Origin of the sequence: Erythrobacter sp., from assembly GCF_035194505.1 — a bacterium.
In the GTDB taxonomy this organism is placed as follows: Bacteria; Pseudomonadota; Alphaproteobacteria; order Sphingomonadales; family Sphingomonadaceae; genus Erythrobacter.
This window is the reverse complement of sequence record NZ_CP136573.1, coordinates 1,024,384-1,051,115: the sequence shown is the minus strand read 5'-3', so window position 1 is coordinate 1,051,115 and position 26,732 is coordinate 1,024,384. Positions and strand designations below refer to the sequence as shown.

The window sequence follows — 26,732 nt, the reverse complement described above, 5'->3', positions numbered from 1 at the left end:
GTTGCCGCTGGCGGGTTTAGCCGCGCGCCGAGCTCGGGCCGGTGCCGGTCACCTTCTGCATGGCGCGCAGGATGTTGCCCGACTGCTCGCTGCCCGACTGCGGGGCGACGAGATTGGTGAAGGAATTGATCTCTTCCCAGCGAGCAGCGAAGCCTTCGACGGTGCGGTCTTCATCCTTGAGCCACACGGCATCGTTCATGACAGTCCACGAAGAGTGGAAGCCGCCAGCGCCTGCGCCGACGATGGCGTTGGTCGGTGCGTCTTCGCTGACGAGGAACAGCGCGGCAGGCACGACGTTCTCGGGCGCGAACAGCTTGAAGGCTTCTTCAGGGAAGAGGTCTTCGGTCATGCGGGTGCCCGCGACCGGCGACAGGGTGTTGCAGCGCACGTTGTACTTCGCGCCTTCCAGTGCCAGCGTCTTGGTGAGGCCTGCGAGACCCAGCTTGGCCGCGCCGTAGTTGGCCTGGCCGAAATTGCCGAACAGACCGGTCGAGGAGGCGGTCATCAGGATGCGGCCATAGCCCTGCTCGCGCATCAGTTCCCAGCACGCCTTGGTAGCGAAGGCCGAACCGGTGAGGTGCACCTTGACGACGAATTCGAAGTCGGCCGGCTCCATCTTGGCGAAGGTCTTGTCGCGCAGCACGCCGGCATTGTTGATCAACACATGGACGCCGCCCCACTTCTGCTTGGCGTCGGCGACCATCTTTTCCATCTGCTCATATTCGGTGACCGACGCGCCGTTGGCGATCGCCTCGCCGCCCATCGCCTCGATCTCGGCAACCACCTGAGCGGCGGCATCCGAGGTGCCGGTACCATCACGCGAGCCGCCGAGGTCGTTCACCACGACCTTCGCGCCGCGCCGCGCGAGTTCAAGCGCATAGGCCTTGCCGAGGCCGCCGCCGGCGCCGGTGACGATGGCGACCTTGTCCTTGAAGCTGATGCTCATGTTCGTTCTCTCCTGTCTTGCGGGAGGGCGGAGCGCTGTGCGCTTTACGCCCGCGTAAACCGATTTGCGGGGCGCTGCGTGGCACTTTCATGAGCGCCTTGCAACTGCCGAACTGACAGGGCTGCTTGCCGTAGGGTCAGAGAGCGGAAGAAAGCCGGCCAAGCGAGGGAATCAGCGCGTCAAACGAATCGATCACGCCGTCCGCGCCAAGCTCGTGCGGGGGGCGGTCGCAATAGCCATAGGCTGCCGCGATCACCGGAACCCCGGCTGCCTTGGCCGCGCGCACATCGTAGGTCGAATCGCCGATGAAGGCGAAGCGGCCGCCTCCGGTCACTTCGCGTGCCTTGAGGACGGGGGCAGGGTGGGGCTTGGCGAGGAATTGTCCGTCCTCGCCCTTGCCCATGGAATCGCCGCCGATCACGGTTTCGAAGGCATCGATCAGATCGAGCTGGGTGAGCACGTTGCGGGCGAAGGCCTCGAACTTGTTGGTCACCACCACCATGCGGATCTGGCGCGCGGCCAGTTCGGCCAGGGCCTCGCGCACGCCGGGGTAGGGCACGGTGTGGACGGCGTTGTGCTCCTCGTAATAGCCGAGCATCGCCTTGTAGAGCCGCTTGAACTCGTCTTCGGGCAAGCCCCCCTGTGCCTCGACTGCGCGGGCCAGCATGATCTTGGCTCCTCCGCCGATCAGGTCCTTCGAGCTTTCCACCGACACCTCGGCAAAACCGCCAAGCACCAGAGCGTGGTTCACCGCCGCGCCCAGATCGCGGAAGGTATCGAGCAGTGTGCCGTCGAGATCGAAACCGATCGCGTCAAAGGGGATATCCGTCATGCGCCTCGCGGTGGCGGATGGATCATCAAACCGCAAGCATTTGCTGGCAGGCGCGGGTTTGCCTACAGGGACTCGCATGACTGATACGACCACGCCGTTCGCCGCCATTATTCTTGCCGCGGGCAAGGGCACCCGCATGAAGAGCGACAAGCACAAGGTGCTGCACCCGATTGCGGGCAAGCCCATGATTGCGCATCTGCTCGATAGCTTCGCGACCCTGTCGCTGGCGCGCACGGTGGTGGTGGCGGGCGACCGGCGCGAACAGCTTGAAGCGGCGTTGCAGGGGCGGGGCGTTACCATCGCCTTGCAGGAGCCGCAGCTTGGCACGGCCCATGCCGCGCTGATGGCGAAGGCGGCGCTCGCTGATTTCGACGGCGATGTGCTGGTGTGCTTCGGCGATTGCCCGATGGTGCGCGCCGAAACCGTGCAGGCGATGTTTGATCGTCTCCACGGCGCGGACAGCCCGGCGACGGTGGTGCTCGGCTTCGAGCCGGAGGATCCGCTGCATTATGGCCGGGTGATCGCGGACGACGATGGCCGTATCCTCAAGATGGTCGAATACAAGGATGCCGACGAAGGCGAGCGCGCCTGCCACCTGTGCAATTCGGGGCTGGTCGCGGCCCGCGCTGCCGATCTGTTCGCGCTGCTCGAACGGGTCGGCAACGACAATGCCCAGAGCGAATACTACCTCCCTGATATCGTCAACATCGCGATTGCCGACGGGCGCGCCTGTGCGGTGATCGTGGCACAGAGCGCCGACGAGGTGGCGGGCATCAACAGCCGCGCCGAACTCGCAGCCGCAGAAGCCCGCTGGCAGGCCGCCCGCCGCCTTCGGGCGATGGACGAGGGCGCAACCCTGATCGCGCCCGAGACGGTGTTCTTCGCCCATGACACGGTGTTGGGCCGCGATGTCACGATCGAGCCCAACGTCTTCTTCGGCCCCGGCGTGCGCGTTGCGGACAATGTGCTGATCCGCGCCAACAGCCACATCGAGGGCGCTTCGCTCGCCAGCGGGGTCAAGGTCGGGCCTTTCGCGAGGCTAAGGCCCGGCACGGTGCTGGAGGAAGGCAGCTTCATCGGCAATTTCGTCGAGGTGAAGAACGCGGTGATGCACGCCGGAGCCAAGGCGAGCCACCTCACCTATCTGGGCGATGCCACCATCGGCGCGGGCGCGAATATCGGCGCGGGCACCATCACCTGCAATTATGACGGCTACTTCAAGTACAAGACCGTGATCGGCCCCGGCGCCTTCATCGGATCGAACTCCGCGCTGGTCGCTCCCGTCACCATCGGGGCGGACGCGATTGTTGCGGCAGGCTCCACTGTCAGCCGCGATGTGGCCGCAGGCGAGCTCAGGATGGTGCGCGCCGAGCAGCTGGTGAAGGACGGATGGGCGGATCGCTTCCACGATACCATGAAGAAGAAAAAGGCGGCGGAGAAGAAGGGGTGAGCGAGGGTAGCAATCTCAGCTGTTGGCTCTGCGACCGCCCCTTGGGCGATATCGAGCAGTGGCATCATCCAGTCCCGAAGGCCAAGAAGGGCAAGGTGAAGGTGCCGGTCCACCCGATCTGCCACAAGACCATCCACGCGAACTTCACCAACAACGAGCTGGCGCGGATCGGCGAGGATGCGGAGAAGATCCGCGACAATCCGGCGATCGCCAAATTTGTCGCCTGGATCGCCAACAAGCCCTCCGATTTCGACGCACCGACGCGCTAGCAATCCGCGTTCCGCTCAGGCGTCCTGCATCCGGGCAGCGTCCCCGCCGCTGGCGATGTAGTCGGCTTCCCATTGTTCGAACTCGCTGCGGCTCAGCAGTTAGCGCTGGCGCGCTTCGTGGAAGCTGATCGCCTGATCGCGCACCGCCCGCACCACGTCGTCCTTGCGCGCCTTCGACCAGTGCACGCGGTGATTGCGCGGCAGGCCGTAGCGCTTGATCGCCTCAGCGATGGAAACATCTCGGGGGTAGGCCATGGGTCAGCTCCTTGCGTATCCTTGCGTTGTCGCCCCATGGCGCCAATGTTGACGGGCAGGCTTAACGAGACCCTGTCGAAGATGGTTAAGCAGGCGTTGAGCGCCCCTCTCGTGCCTTGCTTGCGATGAGCCGAGGCAAAACTGTCGGGCCGCTTTACAAACCCCTCGCGCGGCAGGCTTTTGCGGGCGCAAAAAAAGGGCGACTCCATTACTGGAGCCGCCCTTGTTTTCGGGCCTTGAAGGGCGTGCTTACTCGCCGCTGCGCGCGTCCATCAGGCGCTGCATCAGGTAAATGAACTGGAGCGCCTGCAGCTTGGCGCGCTGGTCATTATCGACCCCGCCCGAATGGCCGCCGGTGGTGTCCTCGAAGTAGTAATAGGGCTGGCCCAGCTCCTTCAGCCGCGCGGCACCCTTGCGGGCGTGAGCGGGGTGGGTGCGGTCATCCGCGGTCGAGGCCCAGAGGAAGGGCGAGGGGTAATCCACCCCGGCCACGATCTTCTGGTAGGGCGAATAGCCCTCGATCCACTTGCGCTGTTCGGGGATGCGCGGATCGCCATATTCGCCGATCCACGAGGCCCCGCGCCCGATCAGGTGATAGCGCAGCATGTCGAACAGGGGGATCTGAACGATCGCCCCGCCGAACAGATCGGGCCGCTGGGTGAAGGCCGTGCCGACCAGCAGGCCGCCTTGCGAGCCGCCCTGGATGCCGAGGTGCTGGGGCTTGGTGAAGCCGCGCTGCACCAGATCCTCGGCCACGGCGATGAAATCGTCCCAGGTGCGCTGCTTGTTCTCGCGGATCGCGGTCTGGTGCCAGCCGGGGCCGAATTCGCCGCCGCCGCGCATGTTGGCGAGCACATAGGCGCCGCCCTTCTCGACCCACAGCTTGCCTGTGCTGCCAAGGTAGCTGGGCAGGCGCGGCACCTGGAACCCGCCGTAGCCGGTCAGCAGCGTTGCGGTGGAGCCATCGGCCTTCATGCCCTTGGGCTTGACGATGAAGTAGGGGATCTTGGTCCCGTCCTTGCTGGTCGCCTCGTGCTGCTCGACGTCCATTCCCGCCGGATCGAAGAAGCTCGGCGAGGTCTTGATCTTGGTGGGCGGCGCGGTGCCGTCCGAATAGTAGAGCGTGGTCGGATTGAGGAAGCCGCTGACCATGTACATGATCTGGTCGGTTTCGTCCGAAGAGGAGGCGATGCCCAGCGTAGCATTATCGGGCAGGGCAACCTGCTTGCTCGCCCACTGGCCGTTCTCGAAATTGAACTGGAGCACCTTGCCCACGACATTATCGAGCAGCGTCACGAACAGCGAGGAGCCGGTGATCGAACCGCCCTGCTTGGTCTGGCGCGGCCCCGGCGCCCAGACGAGCGTCTTTTTCGCGCCGTTGGGATTGGCCTTCCACTCCTCCAGATCCATCGCGATCAGGCTGTCGGCCGCGAAGGCCTGGCCATCGACGCTCCAGTCCTCGTCGATCGAATAGAGCAGGTGTCCATCGACGATCCCGTAGAGCGAGGCCTTCTTGGGCATGTCGAGCTGCAGCCACGCGCCGTCCTTCCAGACGTAGTAGAGGCTTTCGTGGAAGCTGATGCCGCGGAAGGCGGTGCGGGCATGGATCGTGCCCTTGTTGTCGCGCAGCAGGTTTGCGCCGGCCCAAACATCGCTCGGCTCACCGCGGAAGATTTCCTCGGCCGCTGCAATGTCGGTGCCGCGCTTCCACACGCGGGTGGTGAAGGGGTACTCGCTCTCGGTGACCGTGCCTTCGCCGAACTTGCGGCCCACCAGCAGCGTGTCCGCGTCGATCCAGCTGATGCCGCCCTGGCTCTTCTGATCAAGCACGAAGCCGCCCGCGACGAACTGCTTCGTCGCCATGTCGAATTCCCGCATGATGGTGGCATCCTCGCCGCCATCGGAGAGCGCGATCATGCACTTGTTGAGCGCCGGCGGCAGGCAGGTCGATCCCTGATAGACCCATTCCTTGCCATCGGCCTTGGCGAGCGCATCGATGTCGAGCACGATCTCCCATTCGGGCTTGTCGCTGCGATAGCTTTCAAGGCTGGTGCGGCGCAGGATGCCCTTGGGGTTCGCCTTGTCCTGCCAGAAATTGTAGAGCCCGTCGGGACGGAAGCTGACCATCGGGATGCGGTCATTATTGTCGAAGATTGCCAGCGCCTCGGCCTTCGCTTGCGCATAGCGCGGATCGGCCTCGAAGGCGGCGAGAGTGCGCTCGTTCTCCTTGGCGACCCAGTCGAGCGCTTCGGGCGAGCGGGCTTCCTCAAGCCAGATGTAGGGATCCTGCTGCGGGCCGGGCACGCCGTCCACGGGGGTTTCTTGCGCGGCCGCGCCGGTCGTGGAGGCGACTGTCATTGCGAGAGCCAGTGCGAAAGTGGAGACAAGTTTCAAGCGTCCTCTCCTCAGGGAATTGCTGGAGGATGTTGTGCCGAGGCAAGGGCGCAAAGGGAAGGGGATACAAACAAAAAGGGCGAGCCATTGGCCCGCCCTCGTTGGTCGTTCGTCGATTGGCCGGAGGGCTTATCCCTCGACGTGCTCGGCAAGGACGGTCAGGCCCTTTTCGTTCACTTCAGCAAAGCCGCCGCGCACCTGGATGATCTCCGGCGCGGCATTCGCGCTGGCATAGACCTGCACCGCGCCGTCGCGGATGGTGCTCATGAAGGGCGCATGGCCTTCAAGCACACCGAATTCGCCCTCGGTGCCGGGGACGACCACCATGTGGACGTCCTCGGAACGGACGAGCTTGGCCGGGGTGACGAGTTCGAAGTGGAGGGGCATGATGCCTTACGCCTCTTCGGCCATCTTCTTGGCCTTCTCGACCACCTGGTCGATCCCGCCGACCATGTAGAAGGCCTGCTCGGGCAGGTGGTCATATTCGCCGTCGACCACTGCCTTGAAGCTCTTCACGGTGTCTTCGAGCTGCACGAACACGCCCGAGATGCCGGTGAAGACTTCCGCGACGTGGAAGGGCTGCGAGAGGAACTTCTGCAGCTTGCGCGCGCGGGCGACGATCAGCTTGTCCTCTTCCGACAGTTCATCCATCCCGAGAATGGCGATGATGTCCTGCAGGCTCTTGTACTTCTGCAGGGTTTCCTGAACACGGCGGGCGGTTTCGTAGTGCTCTGCACCGACGACGCGCGGTTCGAGCACGCGGCTGGTCGAGTCCAGCGGGTCCACCGCCGGGTAGATACCGAGCTCCGAGATCGCGCGCGACAGGGTGGTCGTGGCGTCAAGGTGCGCAAACGAGGTGGCGGGCGCCGGGTCGGTCAAGTCGTCCGCCGGCACGTAGATCGCCTGCACCGAGGTGATCGAGCCCTTGGTGGTCGAGGTGATGCGCTCCTGCAGCTTGCCCATGTCGGTCGCGAGGGTCGGCTGGTAGCCCACCGCCGAAGGAATACGGCCGAGCAGAGCCGACACTTCCGAACCCGCCTGGGTGAAGCGGAAGATGTTGTCGACGAAGAACAGCACGTCCTGGCCTTCGACGTCGCGGAAATATTCCGCCATGGTCAGACCCGAAAGGGCGACGCGCGCACGGGCGCCCGGGGGCTCGTTCATCTGGCCGAACACGAGCGCCACCTTGGAGCCTTCCGAGGTCGCATTGCCATCGGCGTCCTTGGCGATAACGCCGGCGTCGAGGAATTCGTGGTAGAGGTCGTTGCCCTCGCGGGTACGCTCACCCACGCCGGCGAAGACGGACACGCCGCCGTGGCCCTTGGCGATGTTGTTGATAAGCTCCTGGATGAGCACGGTCTTGCCGACGCCCGCGCCGCCGAACAGGCCGATCTTGCCGCCCTTAGCGTAGGGGGCGAGGAGGTCGATCACCTTGATGCCGGTGACGAGGATCGCGGCTTCGGTCGACTGGTCGATGAAGGCCGGAGCTTCGGCGTGGATCGGGGCGGTGGTTTCAGCGCCGATCGGGCCACGCTCGTCAATCGCTTCGCCGACGACGTTCATGATGCGGCCGAGCACCTTGGGGCCAACCGGCACGGAGATCTGCGCGCCGGTGTTCACCACTTCGCTGCCGCGGGTGAGGCCTTCGGTCGCGTCCATCGCGATGGTGCGCACGGTGTTTTCGCCAAGGTGCTGGGCGACTTCGAGCACCAGCGTCTTGTCGCCGTTCTTGGTTTCGAGCGCGGTGAGGATCGCGGGCAGGTCCCCGGGGAACTGCACGTCGACGACAGCGCCGATGACCTGCGAAATGGTGCCGTTGGTCGACTGGTTCAGCACCGGAGCAGGCGCCTTCTTGCGGGTGGTGGTCTTGGCTGCGGTTGCCATGTCTCGTTCCTTGCCTTCGATTAGAGCGCTTCAGCGCCAGCAATAATTTCGATGAGTTCGGTGGTGATCGCGGCCTGGCGGCTGCGGTTGTACTGGATGGTGAGCTTCTGGATCAGCTCGCCCGCGTTGCGCGTGGCGTTGTCCATCGCCGTCATCGAGGCGCCCTGTTCCGAGGCCTCACGTTCAAGCAGCGCGCCGAACAGCTGGGTGCGCACATAGCGCGGCAGCAGTTCTTCGAGGATTTCCTCTTCGCCCGGCTCGTAATCCACCACCGCGCCAGCATCGTCGGACGAGGTCGGGGCGGGGACGGGGATCAGCTGGGTGACGGTCGGATCCTGTGCCAGCGCCGACTTGAAGGTCGGGAAGATCAGGTGCGCGACATCGAACTTGCCTTCGTCGAACAGCGCGATCAGCTCGTTCGCAATCGCTTCCGCCTCGGCAAAGCCCGGGGTCTTGGCGACGGTGGTGTCGAAGCCCGCGCCGACCAGCGAGGGGAATTCGCGCTTCAGCGGCGCGCGGCCCTTCTTGCCGACGAGATAGAATTCGACCGACTTGCCAGCCGCCTGCAGCTCGCGCGCCTTGGCCTTGGCGGCCTTGACGAGGTTCGAGTTGAGACCGCCGCACAGGCCCTTGTCGGTGTTGACCACCACGAGCAGGTTGCGCTGGTCCGAACCGGTGCCAGCCAGCAGGCGGGGCGCGCCGTCACCGGCGACCTTGCCCGCGAGGCTTGCCATCACGGCCGACAGGCGCGTGGCGTAGGGCCGGCCGGCCTCGGCCGCAGCCTGGGCACGGCGCAGCTTGGCCGCCGCGACCATCTGCTTGGCCTTGGTGATCTTCTGGGTCGATTTGACCGAGTTGATCCGACCTTTCAGTTCCTTGAGTGAGGGCACTGCCGGGTGTCCTTACGCGAACTGCTTGCCGAAGGCTTCGAGCGCGGCCTTGGTCTTGTCCGCGACTTCGCCTTCGAACTTCTTCGAGGTGCGGATCTCGGCCAGAACAGCGCCGTGTTCGCGGCGCATGTAGTCGAGCATCTGCGCTTCGTATTCGTTCACGCGGTTCACCGGGATGCTATCCAGGAAGCCATTGGTGCCGGCGTAGATCGACACGGTCTGCTCTTCGAAGGGCATCGGCGAGAACTGCTTCTGCTTCAGCAGCTCGGTCAGGCGCGCACCGCGGTTCAGCAGCTTCTGGGTCGCGGCATCGAGGTCCGAGCCGAACTGCGCGAAGGCCGCCATTTCGCGGTACTGCGCAAGATCGAGCTTCATCGAGCCCGAGACCTTCTTCATCGCCTTGGTCTGGGCGGCACCGCCCACACGCGACACCGAAAGGCCGACGTTAATCGCCGGACGGATACCCTGATAGAACAGGCCGGTTTCGAGGAAGATCTGGCCGTCGGTGATCGAGATCACGTTGGTCGGGATGTAGGCCGACACGTCACCCGCCTGGGTTTCGATGATCGGCAGCGCGGTCAGCGAGCCGTGGCCGTTGTCCTCGTTCATCTTCGCAGCGCGCTCGAGCAGGCGGCTGTGGAGATAGAACACGTCGCCCGGATAGGCTTCGCGGCCCGGAGGACGACGCAGCAGCAGCGACATCTGGCGGTAGGCGACGGCCTGCTTGGAAAGGTCGTCATAGACGATCACGGCGTGCATGCCGTTGTCGCGGAAGAACTCGCCCATGGCGCAGCCGGTGTAGGGCGCGAGGTACTGGAGCGGGGCGGGCTCCGAAGCGGTCGCGGCGACCACGATGGAGTATTCCATCGCGCCGTTTTCTTCGAGCTGCTTGACGATCTGCGCCACGGTCGAACGCTTCTGGCCGACGGCGACATAGACGCAGTAGAGCTTCTTCTTCTCGTCGTCGCCCTGGTTGGCTTCCTTCTGGTTGATGAAGGTGTCGATCGCGACAGCGGTCTTGCCGGTCTGGCGGTCACCGATGATCAGTTCGCGCTGGCCGCGGCCGACGGGCACGAGCGCGTCGATCGCCTTGAGGCCGGTCTGCACGGGCTCCGACACGGATTCGCGCGGGATGATGCCCGGGGCCTTCACTTCGACGCGCATGCGCTTGTCGGCGACGATCGGACCCTTGCCGTCGATCGGGTTGCCGAGCGCGTCGACGACGCGGCCGAGCAGGCCCTTGCCGACCGGCACGTCCACGATGGTGCCGGTGCGCTTGACGACATCGCCTTCCTTGATCTCGGCGTCCGAGCCGAAGATCACGACGCCGACATTATCGGCTTCGAGGTTGAGGGCCATGCCCTGCACGCCATTGGCGAATTCGACCATCTCGCCGGCCTGAACCTGATCGAGGCCGTGGATGCGGGCGATCCCGTCACCCACCGACAGCACGGTGCCGGTTTCGCTGACTTCGGCCTCGGTGCCGAAATTGGCGATCTGGTCCTTGATGACCTTCGAGATTTCTGCGGCGCGGATTTCCATTGGTTTGTCCTTTAGGCCTTCATGGCTTGGGCAAGCGAGTTGAGACGGGTGCGGATCGAGGCATCAATGCGCTGCGATCCGATGGTAACGACAAGGCCGCCGAGCAGGTCGGGATCGACCGAGGCGGAGAGCATTACAGTGCGGCCTTCGCGCGCGGTCAGCTTGGTCTTGAGTGCAGCCAGCTGATCGGCCGACAGCGGGTGGGCGCTGGTGACGGTGGCCGCCACTTCGCCACGCTGGGCCGCGGCAATCGCGCGGAAGGCAGAGATAATCGCCGGCAGCTTGGCGAGGCGGCGGTTGGCCGCAAGCACGCCGAGGAAATTGGCGGTCAGCGCATTCAGCTTCAGCGCCTTGGCGACGGCGGCAATCGCCTTGCCAGCCGCGTCGCGGGTGAGCTGCGGATTGGTGGTGAGCGCGGCCAGATCGCCCGATTCGGCGAGCGCGCTGGCGAGCTTTTCGAGATCGCTCTCGACAGGCGTCACCTTGCCGTTCTCGCTCGCGAGATCGAACAGGGCAGAGGCGTAACGCCCAGCCAGGCTAGCCTTGATACCGGCGGAAATATCCACGCGCTTGCAATCCTCTCGGAAGCCAAAATGGGTAATGCTTGGGCCTTGGGGACAGGGCACGCACAAAGGGTGCCCGCCAAAGCTGGCGCGCGCCTAGCAATTGATTCCCGCTCGTGCAAGCCAAGAGGGGCGGGAATTGTGCAGGTGCGAAGAAATGCGGCGCTAGGGCTGCTTCAATTCGCGCCCGCCGCCGGTCTTCGGCCCGCAGGCATAGACCAGCCGTTCGTTCGGAGTTTCGGGCAGCAGGGCGGTGATGGCCGACTGCTGTTCGCCCAGTTTGCGCGCTGCCTCGCTCACGCCGCAGGCGGGCGGGGCATATTGGCCGCGCGCGTCCAGCACCTTGTCCATCGCGTCCTTGGAAAGAAGGTAGCGGTCTGAGCGGAAGCTGCGGCTCGCCGGATCATAGCGGTTGACCGCGACCGCGGCCTCGTCCTCCAGCACCAGCACGCGGCTCCATTCGCCGCCTGCGGCTTGCCCGTACTGGGTGCGGGTGTTGACGCAGCCGTCCGCCGCCCAGTCGAAAGCGACATCGTCGGTGCGCGCGGTTGTGACCCGGCTGCGCTCGGGCACGAGGGTGCAGATCAATGCGCCGTCGGCCGCCTCGCTGTCTGCTGCGGGCGCGTTACCGCCCGCTTCGCTCGTGCTCATTGCCGCTGCGACCCGCTCCTCGATGGCCGCCAGCCCGGGGCGGGTGACCCACAGCAGCACTGCCGCTGCAAAGAACAGGGCGGCCATCCCCGCCGTGATCGCAGCGCGGCGGCGGGTTTCTGGGATGCGCCGCCACAGCACCGCCGCATAGCCGCAGCCGACCGCCGCCATCAGCGCCAGCAGCGCCAGCGCCATGGCATTTTCGCGCTCGGCCAGAACGTCCATCTGCGCTTTGAGCATGGCGGCCTCGCGGGCTTGGGTGTCCTTTGCTGCGCGCTCGGCCAGCCGTTCGCGGGCGGCGGCCTGTTCGGCTTCGAGCCGCTGGCGCTCCTCGGCATTGAGGTCTGCGAGCGAGCGGCAGGGCAGGGCGTTCACCACCGGCTCCACCTTGTTCTCGCGCAGGAAAGGCAGCAATTCGGCAAGGCTGACGGCGAAGTAGAACTCCGCATCCCCGCTCGCCGAATCCGCACTGAAGCTGTTGACCCCCAGCACCCGTCCGCAAGGATCGAGCAGCGGCCCGCCCGAATTGCCGCGCGCAATCGGCGCAGTGTGGAGCAGGGTGTCGAACTGGCGCGAGGGGCGCTTGCCGGACAGGAACCCGCGCGATTTCACCGCCGGTTGTGCGCGAAAAATATCTGTTATTGCAAGGCCTTGGGCAAGATCGACATTCATCGGATAGCCCACCGCCGAGACCTCGCCCAGATCCGCGCCACCGCCACCTGCAAGCGTCAGCGGCGGCAGGCGCAGGCTGCCCTTGGTGATTTCGAGAAGGGCGAGATCATTGCGCGGCGAGACCGCGATGATGCGGGCAAAGGTGCCGCGCTCACCCTCGGACGGGACCACGCCGATGCGCAGCGTATCGTCCTGCGCGGCCTCGCTTACCACATGAGCGTTGGTGACGATCATCGTGGGCGAGACCGCAAAGCCGCTGCCGTGGCTGACGGGCGCATATTCGCCGCCCCGCTCGCCAATCAGCACCACCCGCACCACCCCGCGTGCGGCAGCATCGATATCGGCGGGATCGGCCAGCGCAGGGGCGGCAAGGGCGGCAAGCAGCAGCGCAGCCCAGAGGCGAAGCAGGCGTGTCATGAACGGACCCATAACCGCCTTCTTCCTGAACGCGACATTGCGCGCAAGAGTTGGGGGTGCATGGGGCCATCCCTTATGCCAGAATGTTTCACGTGAAACATTTTGAGAACATTTCTGACGAGGAGCGCTGGCAGGCGGTGCTGGCGAAGGACCGCCGCTTCGACGGGGCCTTCCTAACCGGCGTCCATTCGACCGGCATCTATTGCCGCCCCTCCTGCCCGGCGCGGGCGCCCTTGCGCAAGAATGTGCGCTTCTACATGACCTCGAATGAGGCTGAAGATGATGGATTAAGAGCTTGTAAACGTTGCTCTCCAAACGCGCAGAGCGCCGAGGAAGCCTGCGTCCTCGCCGCTATCGCCGCGATCCGCGAGGACGGCGCGATGACGCTGGAGGCGCTGTCCAAGCTCACCGGATATGCCCCCACACACTTCCAGCGATTGTTCAAACGCAGCGTCGGATTATCCCCCGCAGCCTTTGCCAGAGCCTGCCGCGAGGAGCGCGTGCGTGAGGCTCTGGCGCAAGGGCAAGGGGTAGCCAAAGCCCTGTCATCTGCGGGTTATGGCGGGGTCAAACAATTCTATGCGGAAACGAAAGGCAGGCTGGGAATGAGCCCGAGCGACTGGAGCAAGGGCGGCGCGGGCCGCCTGATACATTGGGCGGTGCTGGCGACCTCGCTGGGGCCGATGCTGGTCGCCGCTACGACCAAGGGCGTGTGCTGCCTTGCCTTCGGTGAGGGCGAGGCGGAATTGCAAGCGCGCTTCCCAAGAGCGCAACTGGTGCCAGCGGGCGAGGACTTTCGCGCGCTGTTTACGGACGTTGTGGCGGCGGTCGAACAGCCCGGCCCGGGCAATGCCGCGATCCCGCTCGACGTCCACGGCACCGCCTTCCAGCAGCGCGTCTGGGAAGAACTGCGCCGCATCCCTCACGGCGAGACGCGGAGCTATGGCGAACTGGCGGCGGCTCTGGGCAACCCCAAGGCGAGCCGCGCGGTCGGCGGGGCGAATGGGGCGAACAATGTCGCGGTGCTGATCCCCTGCCACAGGGTGATCGCAAGCGACGGGTCGCTGGGCGGCTATGCCTATGGGCTGGAGATCAAGGCGGAGTTGCTCAGGCGCGAGGGGGCGTGAGGCAGCGGGACCCCGGAACACGTCCGGGGTGACGAGGGGCGTCTTATCCTTCGTCATTGCGAGCCGAAGGCGTGGCAATCCATGGCCTGAGGTCTCCGCCAGCGGTACCTCTCGTCGATGGATTGCTTCGTCGCCTTCGGCTCCTCGCAATGACGAGGTTTGCCCTCAATCCAGCTTGGGCGGCATCCCCGGCTCGCACTTCGCCATCGCACGCTGGTAGGCTTCGCGCTCGCCGATGCGCTTCAGGTACGCTTGCAGGTTCGGCAGGTGGTCAATCGCCATCCCGCTCATCGTGCGGCTGGTGGTGAGCTGGAAGCCCATCATGATGTCCGCGGTGGTGAGCTGTGCGCCGCCGAAATAGTCGGCCTCGCCCAGCCGCTTTTCGACGATCGCCCAGCCTTTCGCGAAGCGGTCCGCCACAAACGGCGGCATCTCGGTGGCGCCCATGAACTGCGCCACCAGCGCCATCATGCCGTTGGTCATGAAGGTCGCATTGGCCCAGTGGTAGAAGAACAGGTGATCGGCGAAATCGGGGTGGTCCGCGCCCGGCACCAACGCCGTATCCGGCGCATATTTCGCCACGATGTAGTCCATGATCGCGCCGCTTTCGCCCAGCACGAGGTCGCCATCGGTGATGACCGGGGCGATGCCCATCGGGTGCAGCGCCTTGTATTCGTCGGGCGCCAGGCGGTTGTCGGTGCGGCGGGTGTAGAGCTTGAGGTCGTATGCGATCCCCAGCTCCTCGGCGAGCCAGACGATGCGCTCGGACTGCGACAGGCGCAGGTGGTGGATGGTCAGCATGATATCGGCTCTCTCCCTAATTGCTTCGCGCCCATCCTTCACGCGCAGGCTCGAGAGAGTCGAGAAATTTTTCGGCCGTTTCCAGATATTCGCGCTGCTTGGCCGCGCCCATCCGGTCCCAGGTGGCATAGATGCGCCCGATGCGGTGATTGCTTTCGAGGCGGGCGCGGTTCGCGTCCATGAAGTGCCAGTAGAGCGGGTTGAAGGGGCAGGCGTTCGGGCCGGTCTTCTGGGCGACCTTGTAGCGGCAGCCCGAGCAGTAGTTGGACATTTTGTTGATGTAGTTGCCCGAGGCGGCATAGGGCTTGGTCGCGAGCCTGCCGCCATCGGCATAGAGCACCATGCCCGCCACGTTGGGCAGCTCGACCCATTCGAAAGCATCGGCATAGACCGCGAGATACCAGTCGGCGACCTCTTGCGGATCAATGCCCGCGATCAGGCAGAAATTGCCGAGCACCATCAGCCGCTGGATGTGGTGCGCGTGGGCATCCTCGCGCGTGGTGCGGATGCAATCGGCAAGGCAACGCATGTCGGTTTTCCCGGTCCAGAAGAACTCGGGCAGCGGGCGGTGGGCGGCCATTTCATTGGCCTCGGCCAGCTGGGGCATCTGGTGCCAGTAGAACCCGCGCACATATTCGCGCCAGCCGATGATCTGGCGGATGAACCCCTCGACGGAATTGAGCGGCGCGCGGCCCTTGCGGTATTCGTCCTCGGCGCGGCCGCACAGTTCGAGCGGGTCCAGCAGCCCGATATTGAGGCTGGTCGAGAGCATCGAATGGTAGAGATCGTCCGATCCATGCACCATCGCGTCCTGATAGGGGCCGAACAGGGTGAGGCGGCGGGCGAAGAACGCCTCGGCGGCCTCCAGCGCCTCAGCCCGGGTGACGGGCCAGCCGAAGGGTTCGAGATCGCCGAAGTGGTCGGCAAAGCGTTCGCCGACGAGTGCGATGACCTCTTGCGTGATCGCATCGGGGGCGAACTTGGGGGTGGGCGGGGCGCGCAGGCCTTCCTGAGGCGGCTCGCGGTTTTCGCTGTCGAGGTTCCACACGCCGCTCGTGGGCTTTTCGCCGTCCATCAGCAGCCCCGTCTTGCGGCGCATCTCGCGGTAGAAATACTCCATGGTGAGGTGCTTGCGCCCCTCGGCAAACCTGCGGAAATCCGCGTGACTGGCGATGAAGCGCGTGTCGGGCAGGATGGAGACGGGGCAGGGGAAGCGGCCCTCCCATTCGAGCATCGCATTGTGCACCCGCCACTCGCCGCTTTCCGTGACGCGCACTTCGGACGGGGCGTGGCGTTCGATGGCGCGGGCGACTTCGCCGGTGAAGTTGCCGGTGTTTTGCGCGTCGTCGAGCCGAACGTAATCGACCTCGAACCCCTCCGCGCGAAGCTCTTCGGCAAAGTGGCGCATGGCAGAGAAGATCAGCACGATCTTCTGCTTGTGGTGCTTCACGTAAGTCGCCTCGTCCCACACCTCCATCATAAGAATTGTCGCTTCGGACGCACTCAGCCCTTCAAGGCTCGAAAGATTGCGCGACAGCTGGTCGCCGAGGATCGGCACGAGGATGGGGCGGGTCATGCGCAGGGATACGCGTGGGCCTCGGGTTTGGTTGCGTCAGACGAAGGAATAGGGGTCCACATCCACGCCCACCCGCACGCCGGGGGCGAAGCTGACCGCGCTGATCCAGTCGCGCAGCACGGCCTGAAGATTGGCGCTGCGCTTGGCGTTGACGAGGAAGCGGTAGCGATAGCGTCCGCGCAGCAGCGCCAGCGGGGCAGGGGCCGGGCCGAGGATCTGCACATCGGCCAGCCGCGGGCGCGCATCGCCCAGCCGGATCGCCGCCTCGCGCGCTTCCTTCTCGTCTTCCGAGGAGAGGATGATCGCCGCCCAGCGCCCGAAAGGCGGCGCACCGGCATCGCGGCGGGCGGCGGTCTCGGCGGCGTAGAAGGCGTCGCGGTCCCCGTCGGCCAGCGCGGCGATCACGGGCGCATCAGGGTGGCGGGTCTGGATCAGCACCTCGCCCGGCTTGGCCCCGCGCCCCGCACGTCCCGCGACCTGCGCGACCTGGGCATAGGTGCGCTCGGCCGCGCGCAGATCGCCGCCTTCGAGGCCAAGGTCCGCATCGACCACGCCCACCAGCGTCAGATCGGGGAAGTGGAAGCCTTTCGTGACGAGCTGCGTGCCGATGATGATGTCGATCGCCTTGCCTGTCGCCTCGGCGATGAACTGCGCGGCGCGCTCGGGCGTGTTGAGCGTGTCAGACGTCGCCAGGGCGATGCGTGCCTGCGGGAAGAGGTCGCGCACCTCGTCGGCAATGCGCTCAACCCCCGGCCCGCAGGCGACGAGGCAGTCCCTCTCCCCGCATTCGGGGCAGGCCTCGGGCACGCGCGTCTCGAAGCCGCAATGGTGGCAGGCGAGCCGCGATGACAGGCGGTGTTCGACCAGCCATGCACTGCAAGAGGGGCATTTGAAGCGATGCCCGCAATTCCTGCAAAGTGTGAGCGGGGCATAGCCGCGGCGGTTCAAAAACAGCAGCGATTGCTCGCCGCGTTCCAGCCGCGCGCGCAAGCCCTCGACCAGCGGCCCGGCGAGCCAGCGTTGGCTCCCCGGTTTCTCTTCGGTGAGGTTGATCAGCCGCACGCTCGGCAGGCTCGCCCCGCCGAAGCGGCTGGGCAGATCGAGCTTGGTGTAGATGCCTTGGGCGGCCATGTGCAGGCTTTCGAGCGCGGGCGTGGCGCTGGCGAGCACCACCGGCACGCCTTCAAAGCGCGCGCGCATCACCGAGACATCGCGGGCGTTGTAGCGCACCCCGTCATCCTGCTTGAAGCTCACCTCGTGGGCCTCGTCGACCACGATCAGGCCGAGGTTTGCATAGGGCAGGAACAGCGCCGATCGCGCGCCGACCACGACCTGCGCGGTTCCATCGGCAATCGCCCGCCAAGCGCGGCGGCGCTCGGTCGATTTCAATGAGGAGTGCCACAGCACCGGCGCGGCACCGAAACGCGCGGCGAAGCGGGCGAGGAAGTTCTCGGTCAGCGCGATTTCGGGCAGCAGGACCAGCACCTGACGGTCCATCCGCAGCGCCTCGGCGACGGGTTCGAAATAGGTCTCGGTCTTGCCGGAGCCGGTCACCCCGTCGATCAGGAAGGGGGCAAAGGCGCGCGCCTTGACCGCCGCGACCAGCTGGCTCGCCACCGCAGCTTGCTCGGGCGAGAGGTCAGGCGGGGCATGATCGGGATCGGCAGGAGGGTAGGGCCGGTCGATGGTGACAGTCACCGGTTCGAGCAGCCCTGCGCCCGCCATCCCGCGCAGCACGCCTTCCGAGACTCCGGCTTGTGCCGCAAGCTCGCGCATCGTGCCCTGCTCGCCCGCGAGCGCCTCCAGCGCGGCCTTGCGCTGGGCGGTCAGGCGGCCGGTCATCTCCGCGCCCGAGAGGCGATATTCGGTCATTGTCGCAGGCCCGCCCAATGCCCCGCCGCTCGACAATGCCATGCGCGCGACGCTGGCGAGCGGTGCGCAGTAATAATCCGCGGTCCATTCTATCAGGCGGCGCAGCGCCTCGGGCAGGGGCGGCACGGGCAGGACCTCGAGAATCGGGCGCAGGCGCTCGAAGGCGATGTCCTCGCCGGGCAGGCGGCCCTCGTCCCACACGATGCCTGTCACCTTGCGCGGCCCCAGCGGCGCCACCACCACGCTCCCCGCAGGCGCGGCGACGCCTTCGGGCAGCCGGTAATCCAGTGGGCCGAGCGCGGCGTTGAGGACAAGCAGGCGGATACGGTTCATCGTGGGGTTATATGGAGACCGGCATAGGGTGCGGGCAAGCATGGAGAGACGTGAAATGACCGGGATTGTCGAAGCTGCCCCCACCCGCCGCGCGCTGCTGGCCGGAGCCGTGAGCGCGGGTGCGCTGCTGCTGCTGCCCGCCTGTGCCAGCACCGGGCCTGCCTTCACCATGGAAGAGGTGGTGCGCCGCCTGCTGCTGGCCGCGTCCGAAAGCGCTTTTGCCCGCCTGACCGCGCCCGGCGGCTTCTGGGACGAACAGGTGGCGACCATCGGCCTCGACCGCTTTTTGGGAACGCGCGGCAACACCCTGTCGCGCATCCTGACTTCGCAATTGTTCAAGGACCGGCTGGAGGAACGCGTCGCCACTTTCGCCATTGATGCGAGCTTCCGCGCCGCGCCGCTGGTGACCGATGCGGTCGAGGTGATCGGCTTTGCCAATGCGCTGGAACTGGTGCGCGGCGGGCCGACGGCCGCGAGCGACTTCCTGCGGCTGGAGCTGGGCTCGGCGCTGATCGACGGGATCGTGCCGGAACTGGGCGAGGCGATCCGGCTCGCCAATGATCCGCTGCTGGGCGAGGCGCTGGGCGCGCTCACCGGCGTGCGGGTGGGTGAGGTTGCGGGGCGCATCGGGCGCGCAGTCGATGATGCGATCTGGGGCGAGATCGGGCGCGAGGAAGCCGCGATCCGCGCCGATCCGCGCTCCACCCGCGATCCGGTGCTGATCGGGGTGTTCGGGCTCGGCAGCCGGGTCTAGAACCGATAGGTCAGCACAGTCTGCGGCACGTGGCTGATGCGTCCGGGCCGGTCGCCGCGCGGGAAAGCCAGCAGCCAGTAATTGGCGCCCACCTCCAGCTTGTCGCTGATCTGGTAGACGATTCCTGCCTGCGCGCGCCATTGCTCGGTCGAGGCACCTTGCCCGGCATTGCGGCCCTGCAGTAGCCCGAGCCATTCGCCTCCCACATTCGCGCGCCAGCCTTTGCCGAGCGGCTGGCTATACTGGATGCGCTGGCGCAGGCGCAGTTCGACCCGGTCTGCGCCGTCGAAGAAGCGTTGCTCCAGCCGGGTACGGAATTCGAACTTCCCTGCGACGAATATCACCTGCTGGTGCGGGCGGATTTCGGTGTTGCCGCCTGCGTCGAACACTGCCGCGCCGCCGCCGATTCGCACATCCTTCGCCACGGTCTGCTCGATGGTGAAGCGAATGGATTGCTGTTCGTCGCCGCGCGCCTGTTCGCGCCAGCGCTGGCTCGCATCGACGGTAAGGCGGGTTCCATCGGCAATATCGCCCGTGGCATTGACGATTTGCCACAATTGCACGTCTTCATCGGCAGCCATTGCTTTCGATGGTTGCCAAGCCGCGAGTCCGGCGGCAAGCAGCAGCGCGAAACGCATCGGCATCCGTGTCATGCTCGCCCCCTAGGCCGCATATCCCGATGCTGGCTACCTGAAAAATGCTGGAGTGAACCCATGAAATTCTTCGTCGACACCGCTGAGATCGAGGCGATCCGCGAACTTGCGGCCACCGGCCTGCTCGACGGGGTGACGACCAATCCCTCGCTGATCGCCAAGTCGGGGCGGGATTTCATGGAAGTGACCGCGGAGATCTGCGGCATCGTCGATGGCCCGGTCAGCGCCGAAGTCGTCGCGCTGGATCACGCGACGATGATGAAGGAGGCCGAAGTCCTCCGCAAGATCGCCGACAATGTCTGCATCAAGGTGCCGCTCACCGTCGATGGCCTCAAGACCTGCAAGGCGCTGTCCTCGGAAGGCACGATGGTCAATGTCACCCTGTGCTTCTCGGCCAATCAGGCGCTGCTCGCGGCCAAGGCCGGGGCGACTTTCATCTCGCCCTTCGTCGGCCGGCATGACGATAACGGCTTTGACGGGATGGACCTGATCGAGGACATCCGCCTGATCTACGACAATTATGCTTTCGAGACCGAAATTCTGGTCGCCAGCGTGCGCCACACCACTCACGTCTTGCAGGCGGCCAAGATCGGCGCCGACGTGATGACCGCGCCGCCGGCTGTGATTCACGCTCTCTTCAAGCACGTGCTGACCGACAAGGGCATCGAAGGCTTCATGGCCGACTGGGCGAAGACGGGCCAGAGCATCCTTTAACCCCCATGGCTGACCAGTCCCCGCTCGATCTGTTCAAGCAGGCGCTGACCGGCGCGAGCCGTGCGATTGCGCGCGACGCGGAGGTCGAGGTTGCATGGAGCGCCGATGTGCCGGGCGCGGCGGGCAACCGCTTCCGCGTGCCGCTGCCGGGGCGCGATCTGCCGGCCGATCAGGTGACCGAAGCGCGCGGCTTCGCCGATAGTTTTGCGCTGAAGCTGCGTCACCATGATGCCGCCCTCCACGCCAAGTCCGCGCCGCCCGAGCCGATTGCGCGGGCCTGTTATGATGCGATCGAGCAGGTGCGTTACGAGGCTTTGGGCGCGAACCGTTTTGGCGGGATCAAGGCCAATCTCGATGCGGCGACCGAGATGCGCACCGCATCCGACAAGATCGTGCGCGCGCAGAATTCCTCCGAGGTTCCGCTGCAAACCGCGCTGGCCCTGCTGGTGCGCGAGGCGCTGACCGGCGAGGTGGTGCCCGCGAAGGCGGCTGGCGGGATCGAGCTGGTGCGCGACTTCCTCGAAGAGAAGGTCGGTGGGGATTTTGCCGGTCTGGCCGAAAAGATTGGCGATCAGGAAGCCTTCCAGAAGCTCGCGCTCGACATGCTGCGCGAGCTTGATCTCACCCGCCCGACCGACGCGCCCGACGAGAGCGACAGCGACGAGCCCGATGACGAGGACGCCCCCGACGACAGCGAGGGCGAGGACGAGAACCAGGGCGAGGGCGATCCGCAATCTGCGGAAATGGCTGGCGACATGGCCGAAGGCGAGGGCGAGGGCGAGCAGTCCTCCGACACCCAGACCGACAGCGAGATGTCCGACGGCGATCCTTCCGACGACGGCGACGGCGCCGAAGCTCCGGTGCGCCCCAATCGCCCGCAGGCCGAAGTGCCCGCGAGCGTCGATTACAAGGCCTTCACGACCCGCTTCGACGAGGAAGTCGCCGCGCCAGACCTGTGCGACGCGGAAGAACTTGATCGCCTGCGAGCCTATCTCGACAGCCAGCTGACCGGCCTTCAGGGCGTGGTGACGCGGCTCGCCAACCGCTTGCAACGCCGCCTGATGGCGCAGCAGAACCGCAGCTGGGATTTCGATCAGGAAGAGGGCGTGCTCGATGCCGCGCGTCTCGCACGGGTGATCATCTCGCCCGGCACGGCGCTGTCCTACAAGGTTGAGCGCGATGTCGAGTTCAAGGACACCATCGTAACGCTCCTCATCGACAATTCCGGCTCGATGCGCGGCCGCCCGATCAGCATCGCCGCGATCAGCGCCGATATTCTGGCGCGCACGCTGGAGCGCTGCGGGGTCAAGACCGAAATCCTCGGCTTCACCACCCGCGCGTGGAAGGGCGGGCAAAGCCGCGAGGCATGGCTCGCCGATGGCAAGCCGCAGAACCCCGGCCGCCTCAACGATCTGCGCCACATCATCTACAAGCAGGCCGACGAGCCGTGGCGCCGCGCGCGCCGCAATCTCGGGCTGATGATGCGCGAGGGGTTGCTGAAGGAAAATATCGACGGCGAGGCGCTGATCTGGGCGCATTCCCGCCTGCTCTACCGCCCCGAAGAACGCCGCATCCTGATGGTGATCTCCGACGGCGCGCCGGTGGACGATTCGACGCTGTCGGTGAACTCCGCAGGCTATCTCGAGGCGCACCTGCGCGGCGTGATCGAGTGGATCGAGAAGGTCTCGCCCGTCCAGCTGGTCGCCATCGGCATCGGCCACGATGTGACGCGCTATTATCGCCGCGCGGTGACGATCATGGACGTCGAGCAACTCGGCGGCACAATCATGGAGCAGCTCGCGGAGCTGTTCGAGGATGAGAAGGGTGTGAAGGGGCGGTGAGCCTGCGCGAGGAAAGTGTGGAGTATATCCACCTGCCTGCGGGCTCGGCGCTACCGCCGCTTGAGCCTGCCCTCAGGCGCGTGATCGTGATCGTCGAACAGGATGTAACCAGCCAGTGGCAGGATGAGGTCAGCGAATGGATCGTGGACAGCGGCTGCCTCTACATGATGGCGTGGGGTTGCAACTGCTCATCGTGGGACGACAGCGTCGACTGGGCAAACCTCAAGCGCATCGGTGGTGCCGAGCTGACTGACGACAATCACGTCATGACCACGTGGCACGCTGATGAGCCTTTGTCCGAGGTCTTCTTCCATTGTCTGATGTGTGCTTTTCACCCGACGCTCGACCTTCATCTCGTGACGATCCTCGATGTGAACGAGCAGGAACGGTCGTCCGAGATTGTCTCGGCTTACAATCAACAGCACAAATCTCTGGAATTGGGGAACTCTGAATGAACGTCACCGAAGCTGTCACCACCCGCCGCTCGATCCGGGCCTTTCTCGACACGCCGGTCGATCTCGCCACGCTTACCCGCGTGATGGACAAGGCGCGCTGGGCGGCCTCGGGCTGCAATTACCAGCCGTGGGAAGCCAGCATCGTCACCGGCCAGGCCTTGAAGGACTTGCAGGCAAAGATCATCGCCAACGGCCCCGGCGCCGCCGAATATGACTGGGCCGCACCGGGGCAGGAAGAAGCCTACAAGGCGCGGCTTGACGGTGTTTCGGCTGGCATGTTCGGCGCGATGGGGATTGCGCGTGATGATGGCGCGGGGCGCATGGCCGCAATGGCCAAGAACACCACCAGCTTCGATGCGCCCGCGGTGCTGTTCGTCTATTTCCCGCGCCTGATGAAGGAGCCGCAGTGGTCCGACGTCGGCATGTGGCTGCAAACCGTAGCGCTGTTGCTGCGCGAGGAGGGGCTCGATTCCTGCTTCCAGGAATTCATGGCGCTCTATGCAAACACCATCCGCGACTTCCTCGGCCTCGATCACGAGCGCTACATGTTCTTCTGCGGCATGGCGATCGGCCACCGCGATCCGGACGCACCGGTGAACAATTTCGAGCGCGAGCGCGTGCCGCTGGGTGAGCAGGTCAAGTTCATCGGGTTCTGACCCACCTCGTCATTGCGAGCCGCAGGCGAAGCAATCCATGGCCAGAGTTGTCCGAGGGCGCGCCGTCCATCCATGGATTGCCGCGTCGCCTGCGGCTCCTCGCAATGACGAGATAATTGACGGCGCGCGCTCTGCTGGCCAAAGCACGCCCCCATGACCGACGTGCCTCTGAAACTGTTCAACTCGCTCACCCGTTCGCTCGAGGTGTTCGAGCCCGTCCATGCCGGCGAGGCGCGCGTCTATACCTGCGGGCCGACGGTCTATAACTACCCGCATATCGGCAATATGCGCGCCTATGTGTTTGCCGATGTGCTGGGGCGCACGCTGAGCTGGAAGGGGCTGAAGCTCACCCACGTGATCAACATCACCGATGTCGGCCACCTCACCGATGATGCCGACGCGGGCGAGGACAAGATGGAGAAGATGGCTGCCGAACGCGCGCAGTCGATCTGGGACATCGCCGAGCATTACAAGCAGGCCTACTGGGCCGATGTGCGCGCATTGAATATTCGCCAGCCGGCGCAGTGGACGGTCGCGACCGACTACGTCCCGCAGATGATCGAATTCGCCAAGGGCATTGCGGACAAGCACTGCTACGAGCTCGACAGCGGGCTCTATTTCGACGTTTCGACCGTGGCGGACTACGGCCGGCTGGCGCGCGCCAACACCGAAGAGGGCGAGGGCCGGATCGAAGCGGTCGAGGGCAAGCGCAACGCGGCTGACTTCGCGATATGGCGCAAGACTCCGGCGGGCGAAACGCGCCAGATGGAATGGGATTCGCCCTGGGGCCGGGGCGCGCCGGGGTGGCACCTCGAATGCTCGGTGATGAGCGGCGAGGTGCTGGGCTTTCCCTTCGACATCCACACCGGCGGGATCGACCACCGCGAGATCCACCACCCCAACGAGATCGCGCAGAACCAGGCGCATTGCTGCACGAACGGGCTCGACGATCCGCGCAATTCCGGCGCGCGCATCTGGATGCACAACAACTTCCTCGTCGAGCGTTCGGGGAAGATGTCGAAGTCCTCGGGCGAGTTCCTGCGGCTGCAACTGCTGATCGACAAGGGCTACCACCCGCTGGCCTATCGTCTGATGTGCTTGCAGGCGCATTATCGCTCTGAGCTGGAGTTCTCGTGGGAAGGCTTGGGCGCTGCACTGACGCGTTTGAAGCGGATGGTGATGGGGATCGCCAAGTGGCGTGACCAGCTTCGTCTGCCCGAACGGGAAGTGCCCGGCGATAGCTGGGAGCGCGAGCGCGTGACCCGCGATCTGGTTGCGCGTTTCGATGCGGCCATCGCCAATGACCTCAACACTGCCGAGGCGCTGACAGTGCTTGAGGAAATGCTCGGGCTGAAGAAGGTCGCGTCCGAATGCATTGTCACAGCGGCGAGCAAGATGGACGCGGTGCTGGGGTTGAACCTGTTCAGCCTCACCCGCGCCGACCTGCGCATCCGTCCCAAGGCTGCGACCATCACCGAGGACGAAATCACCGCCGCGCTCGCCCGCCGCAAGGAGGCCCGCGCTGCCAAGGACTTCGCCGCTTCGGATGCGATCCGCGACGAGCTTGGCGCCCTGGGCGTTGAAGTGATGGACGGCGATCCGCTCGGGTGGGAGTGGAAGCTCTAGATCGGTTCGAGGCGAGCGGAACACATCCTCCCCCGCCCGGGCTTGATCCGGGGCGACGGGTAGATTGAGCTTGCGTCCAACGGTCCCGAAGTTAAACCAGTTGCATGATGCAACCGATTCTCTGGCTCATCCTCGCCGCGATCCACGCCATGCCCGCGCTCGCGCTGTTTCGGCCGGCGACGCTGACGACGCTCTATCGCCTCCAGCCGGACAATCCGCTGTTCCTGTTGATGCACCACCGCGCGGGCCTGTTCTTTGCGGTGTTCGTGGCCTGCATCTTCGCCGCTTTCGTTCCGGAGGGACGGCGGCTGGCGGTGCTGGTGGTGGGCATCAGCATGGTGAGCTTCCTGCTGCTCTACTGGCAGGCCGGATCGCCCGCGCCCTTGCGCAAGATCGCCCAGATTGATCTTGCCGGACTGCCGGTTCTGGCAGGGGTGGCGTGGCTCGCTTTCCGGCAGTAACGCTGTCGCCATGACCATTCTCGCCATCTCCGGGCTGATCCGCCCGATGCTCGAACCGCATCTGCCGGCCAATCTCGATGTGCGCTGGTTCATGACCCACGAGGAGGCGATGGACGCGGTTGCCGAGGCCGAAATCGGCTGGTTCGACATGAACGATCAGGCCGCGATGGCCGAAACCCTTCGCGCGGCGAAAAAGCTCAAGTGGCTCAATTCGATTTACGCGGGTCTCGATTTCCTGCCGATGGATGTGCTGATCGAACGCGGCATCACCGTCACCAACGGGGCCGGGATCAATGCCATCACCATCGCCGAATATGTGCTGATGGGGATGCTCAACATCGCCAAGGGCTACCGCGAGGTGGTGCGTGCGCAGGACCGGCACGAATGGCTGCTCGATTCGCCCGGCAAGCGCGAACTGGCCGGATCGAAGGCGCTACTGCTGGGATATGGTGCGATCGGCAGGCTGATCGAGCCGCGCCTAAAGGCCTTCGACGTCGATGTTACAGTCGTCCGCCGCAGTGCGGGGGAGAACACGCTCGGCCCGGATGAATGGCGCGCTCGCTTAAGCGAATTCGACTGGGTGATCCTCGCCGTGCCCTCTACCCCCGAGACCGAAGGGATGATCGGAGCGGCAGAGTTGGCCGCGATGAACCGCGAATGTGTCATCGTCAACATCGCGCGCGGCTCTGTGATCGACCAGCCGGCGCTGGTGGAAGCGCTTGAAAAGAAAGCGATTTCTGGTGCATTTCTCGATGTGACCACGCCCGAACCTCTGCCTGCCGATCACCCGCTCTGGAGCCTCGACAACGCCCATATCTCGATGCACCTGTCGGGCCGCGCGCAGAGCAAGATGTTCATCCGCTCGGGCGAGCGCTTCCTCGAAAACTTGCACAAATATCTGCGCGGGGAGCCGGTTGCCCCGGTTTTTGATCCACGCCTCGGATATTGAATCGCACGGCCGCATTGCGCCTTGGCGCTTTTCTGCAATACTTGGGGCTTGGGTTGCGTCATCACGACGCCGTCATGATGCCGGGCTATCCGCATGGGGGCGGGTAGCGCAAGGCCGGCAAAGGCGCGCATCGCGCCGCATATGCAGTT

Annotated in this window: 25 protein-coding genes; 11 read left to right on the top strand and 14 right to left on the bottom strand. The window is 65.3% G+C overall.

Going from position 1 to position 26,732, the window contains the following annotated elements:
- Positions 1 to 16: 16 nt before the first annotated feature.
- Positions 17 to 946 carry an SDR family NAD(P)-dependent oxidoreductase gene (locus RSE14_RS05245; RefSeq protein WP_324076179.1) on the bottom strand — a complete coding sequence of 310 codons (930 nt, stop codon included), beginning with the start codon at positions 944 to 946 and terminating at the stop codon, positions 17 to 19.
- A 136-nt stretch (positions 947 to 1,082) separates the two neighbouring features.
- Entirely contained in the window at positions 1,083 to 1,778 is a 696-nt protein-coding gene (locus RSE14_RS05240) for an HAD-IA family hydrolase (protein ID WP_324076178.1), read from the bottom strand.
- 76 nt (positions 1,779 to 1,854) lie between these two features.
- On the opposite strand from RSE14_RS05240, the gene glmU reads away from it, so the two are divergent.
- Positions 1,855 to 3,228, top strand: coding sequence for a bifunctional UDP-N-acetylglucosamine diphosphorylase/glucosamine-1-phosphate N-acetyltransferase GlmU (gene glmU, locus RSE14_RS05235; protein WP_324076177.1), 1,374 nt, complete (start codon positions 1,855 to 1,857; stop codon positions 3,226 to 3,228).
- Complete coding sequence (locus tag RSE14_RS05230) at positions 3,225 to 3,497, top strand: HNH endonuclease (protein WP_324076176.1); 273 nt, start codon at positions 3,225 to 3,227, stop codon at positions 3,495 to 3,497. The genes glmU and RSE14_RS05230 overlap by 4 nt, the downstream gene beginning before the upstream one ends.
- Before the next feature lie 99 nt (positions 3,498 to 3,596).
- Here the strand turns inward: RSE14_RS05230 and RSE14_RS05225 are convergent, their stop codons facing one another.
- The 8 genes from RSE14_RS05225 to RSE14_RS05190 form a co-directional block, all read right to left on the bottom strand.
- On the bottom strand, positions 3,597 to 3,752 hold the full coding sequence (locus RSE14_RS05225) for a hypothetical protein (RefSeq protein ID WP_324076175.1): 156 nt from the start codon (positions 3,750 to 3,752) through the stop codon (positions 3,597 to 3,599).
- A 249-nt stretch (positions 3,753 to 4,001) separates the two neighbouring features.
- Complete coding sequence (locus RSE14_RS05220) at positions 4,002 to 6,110, bottom strand: prolyl oligopeptidase family serine peptidase (protein ID WP_324076174.1); 2,109 nt, start codon at positions 6,108 to 6,110, stop codon at positions 4,002 to 4,004.
- A gap of 165 nt (positions 6,111 to 6,275) precedes the next feature.
- Entirely contained in the window at positions 6,276 to 6,533 is a 258-nt protein-coding gene (locus RSE14_RS05215) for an ATP synthase F1 subunit epsilon (RefSeq protein WP_324076173.1), read from the bottom strand.
- A 6-nt stretch (positions 6,534 to 6,539) separates the two neighbouring features.
- Positions 6,540 to 8,030 (bottom strand): F0F1 ATP synthase subunit beta, encoded by a 1,491-nt coding sequence (atpD, locus tag RSE14_RS05210; RefSeq protein ID WP_324076172.1) that lies wholly within the window; start codon positions 8,028 to 8,030, stop codon positions 6,540 to 6,542.
- A gap of 20 nt (positions 8,031 to 8,050) precedes the next feature.
- Positions 8,051 to 8,920 (bottom strand): F0F1 ATP synthase subunit gamma, encoded by an 870-nt coding sequence (locus RSE14_RS05205; RefSeq protein WP_324076171.1) that lies wholly within the window; start codon positions 8,918 to 8,920, stop codon positions 8,051 to 8,053.
- 12 nt (positions 8,921 to 8,932) lie between these two features.
- Complete coding sequence (atpA, locus tag RSE14_RS05200) at positions 8,933 to 10,462, bottom strand: F0F1 ATP synthase subunit alpha (RefSeq protein WP_324076170.1); 1,530 nt, start codon at positions 10,460 to 10,462, stop codon at positions 8,933 to 8,935.
- An 11-nt stretch (positions 10,463 to 10,473) separates the two neighbouring features.
- Entirely contained in the window at positions 10,474 to 11,028 is a 555-nt protein-coding gene (locus RSE14_RS05195; protein WP_324076169.1) for a F0F1 ATP synthase subunit delta, read from the bottom strand.
- 162 nt (positions 11,029 to 11,190) lie between these two features.
- Complete coding sequence (locus RSE14_RS05190; protein WP_324076168.1) at positions 11,191 to 12,765, bottom strand: S1 family peptidase; 1,575 nt, start codon at positions 12,763 to 12,765, stop codon at positions 11,191 to 11,193.
- Positions 12,766 to 12,857: 92 nt separating this feature from the next.
- Between RSE14_RS05190 and RSE14_RS05185 the strand changes: the two genes are divergently transcribed.
- Positions 12,858 to 13,892 (top strand): bifunctional transcriptional activator/DNA repair enzyme AdaA, encoded by a 1,035-nt coding sequence (locus RSE14_RS05185; RefSeq protein ID WP_324076167.1) that lies wholly within the window; start codon positions 12,858 to 12,860, stop codon positions 13,890 to 13,892.
- A gap of 165 nt (positions 13,893 to 14,057) precedes the next feature.
- Here RSE14_RS05185 and RSE14_RS05180 read toward each other — a convergent pair whose 3' ends face one another.
- The 3 genes from RSE14_RS05180 to RSE14_RS05170 are packed head-to-tail and all read right to left on the bottom strand — an operon-like array spanning position 14,058 to position 18,474.
- The gene (locus RSE14_RS05180) at positions 14,058 to 14,693 is read right to left on the bottom strand and encodes a glutathione S-transferase family protein (protein ID WP_324076166.1); all 636 of its coding nucleotides are present in this window, start codon (positions 14,691 to 14,693) and stop codon (positions 14,058 to 14,060) included.
- A 16-nt stretch (positions 14,694 to 14,709) separates the two neighbouring features.
- On the bottom strand, positions 14,710 to 16,269 hold the full coding sequence (locus tag RSE14_RS05175; protein ID WP_324076165.1) for a cryptochrome/photolyase family protein: 1,560 nt from the start codon (positions 16,267 to 16,269) through the stop codon (positions 14,710 to 14,712).
- Between the two features lie 36 nt (positions 16,270 to 16,305).
- On the bottom strand, positions 16,306 to 18,474 hold the full coding sequence (locus tag RSE14_RS05170) for a primosomal protein N' (RefSeq protein ID WP_324076164.1): 2,169 nt from the start codon (positions 18,472 to 18,474) through the stop codon (positions 16,306 to 16,308).
- Between the two features lie 40 nt (positions 18,475 to 18,514).
- Between RSE14_RS05170 and RSE14_RS05165 the strand changes: the two genes are divergently transcribed.
- The gene (locus RSE14_RS05165; protein ID WP_324076163.1) at positions 18,515 to 19,228 is read left to right on the top strand and encodes a DUF4197 domain-containing protein; all 714 of its coding nucleotides are present in this window, start codon (positions 18,515 to 18,517) and stop codon (positions 19,226 to 19,228) included.
- On the opposite strand, the gene RSE14_RS05160 is transcribed toward RSE14_RS05165, so the two are convergent.
- Positions 19,225 to 19,881, bottom strand: a complete 657-nt coding sequence (locus RSE14_RS05160; protein ID WP_324076162.1) for a DUF2490 domain-containing protein — start codon at positions 19,879 to 19,881, stop codon at positions 19,225 to 19,227. The two genes, RSE14_RS05165 and RSE14_RS05160, sit on opposite strands and share 4 nt — an antisense overlap.
- Positions 19,882 to 19,941: 60 nt before the next feature.
- Here RSE14_RS05160 and fsa point away from each other — a divergent pair, with 60 nt between their 5' ends.
- From fsa to RSE14_RS05125, 7 genes are all read left to right on the top strand, one after another.
- Positions 19,942 to 20,595: a fructose-6-phosphate aldolase gene (fsa, locus tag RSE14_RS05155; RefSeq protein WP_324076161.1), complete on the top strand. Its 654-nt coding sequence runs from the start codon at positions 19,942 to 19,944 to the stop codon at positions 20,593 to 20,595.
- 5 nt (positions 20,596 to 20,600) lie between these two features.
- Positions 20,601 to 22,436, top strand: coding sequence for a cobaltochelatase subunit CobT (gene cobT / locus RSE14_RS05150; RefSeq protein ID WP_324076160.1), 1,836 nt, complete (start codon positions 20,601 to 20,603; stop codon positions 22,434 to 22,436).
- Positions 22,433 to 22,891, top strand: coding sequence for a DUF7684 family protein (locus RSE14_RS05145; protein WP_324076159.1), 459 nt, complete (start codon positions 22,433 to 22,435; stop codon positions 22,889 to 22,891). The genes cobT and RSE14_RS05145 overlap by 4 nt, the downstream gene beginning before the upstream one ends.
- Entirely contained in the window at positions 22,888 to 23,547 is a 660-nt protein-coding gene (locus RSE14_RS05140) for a nitroreductase (protein ID WP_324076158.1), read from the top strand. Before RSE14_RS05145 ends, RSE14_RS05140 begins: the two co-directional genes overlap by 4 nt.
- 153 nt (positions 23,548 to 23,700) lie before the next feature.
- Positions 23,701 to 25,173 carry a cysteine--tRNA ligase gene (gene cysS, locus RSE14_RS05135; protein ID WP_324076157.1) on the top strand — a complete coding sequence of 491 codons (1,473 nt, stop codon included), beginning with the start codon at positions 23,701 to 23,703 and terminating at the stop codon, positions 25,171 to 25,173.
- 104 nt (positions 25,174 to 25,277) lie between these two features.
- Entirely contained in the window at positions 25,278 to 25,634 is a 357-nt protein-coding gene (locus RSE14_RS05130) for a hypothetical protein (protein ID WP_324076156.1), read from the top strand.
- Positions 25,635 to 25,644: 10 nt separating this feature from the next.
- On the top strand, positions 25,645 to 26,583 hold the full coding sequence (locus tag RSE14_RS05125) for a D-2-hydroxyacid dehydrogenase (protein ID WP_324076155.1): 939 nt from the start codon (positions 25,645 to 25,647) through the stop codon (positions 26,581 to 26,583).
- Positions 26,584 to 26,732 lie beyond the last annotated feature (149 nt).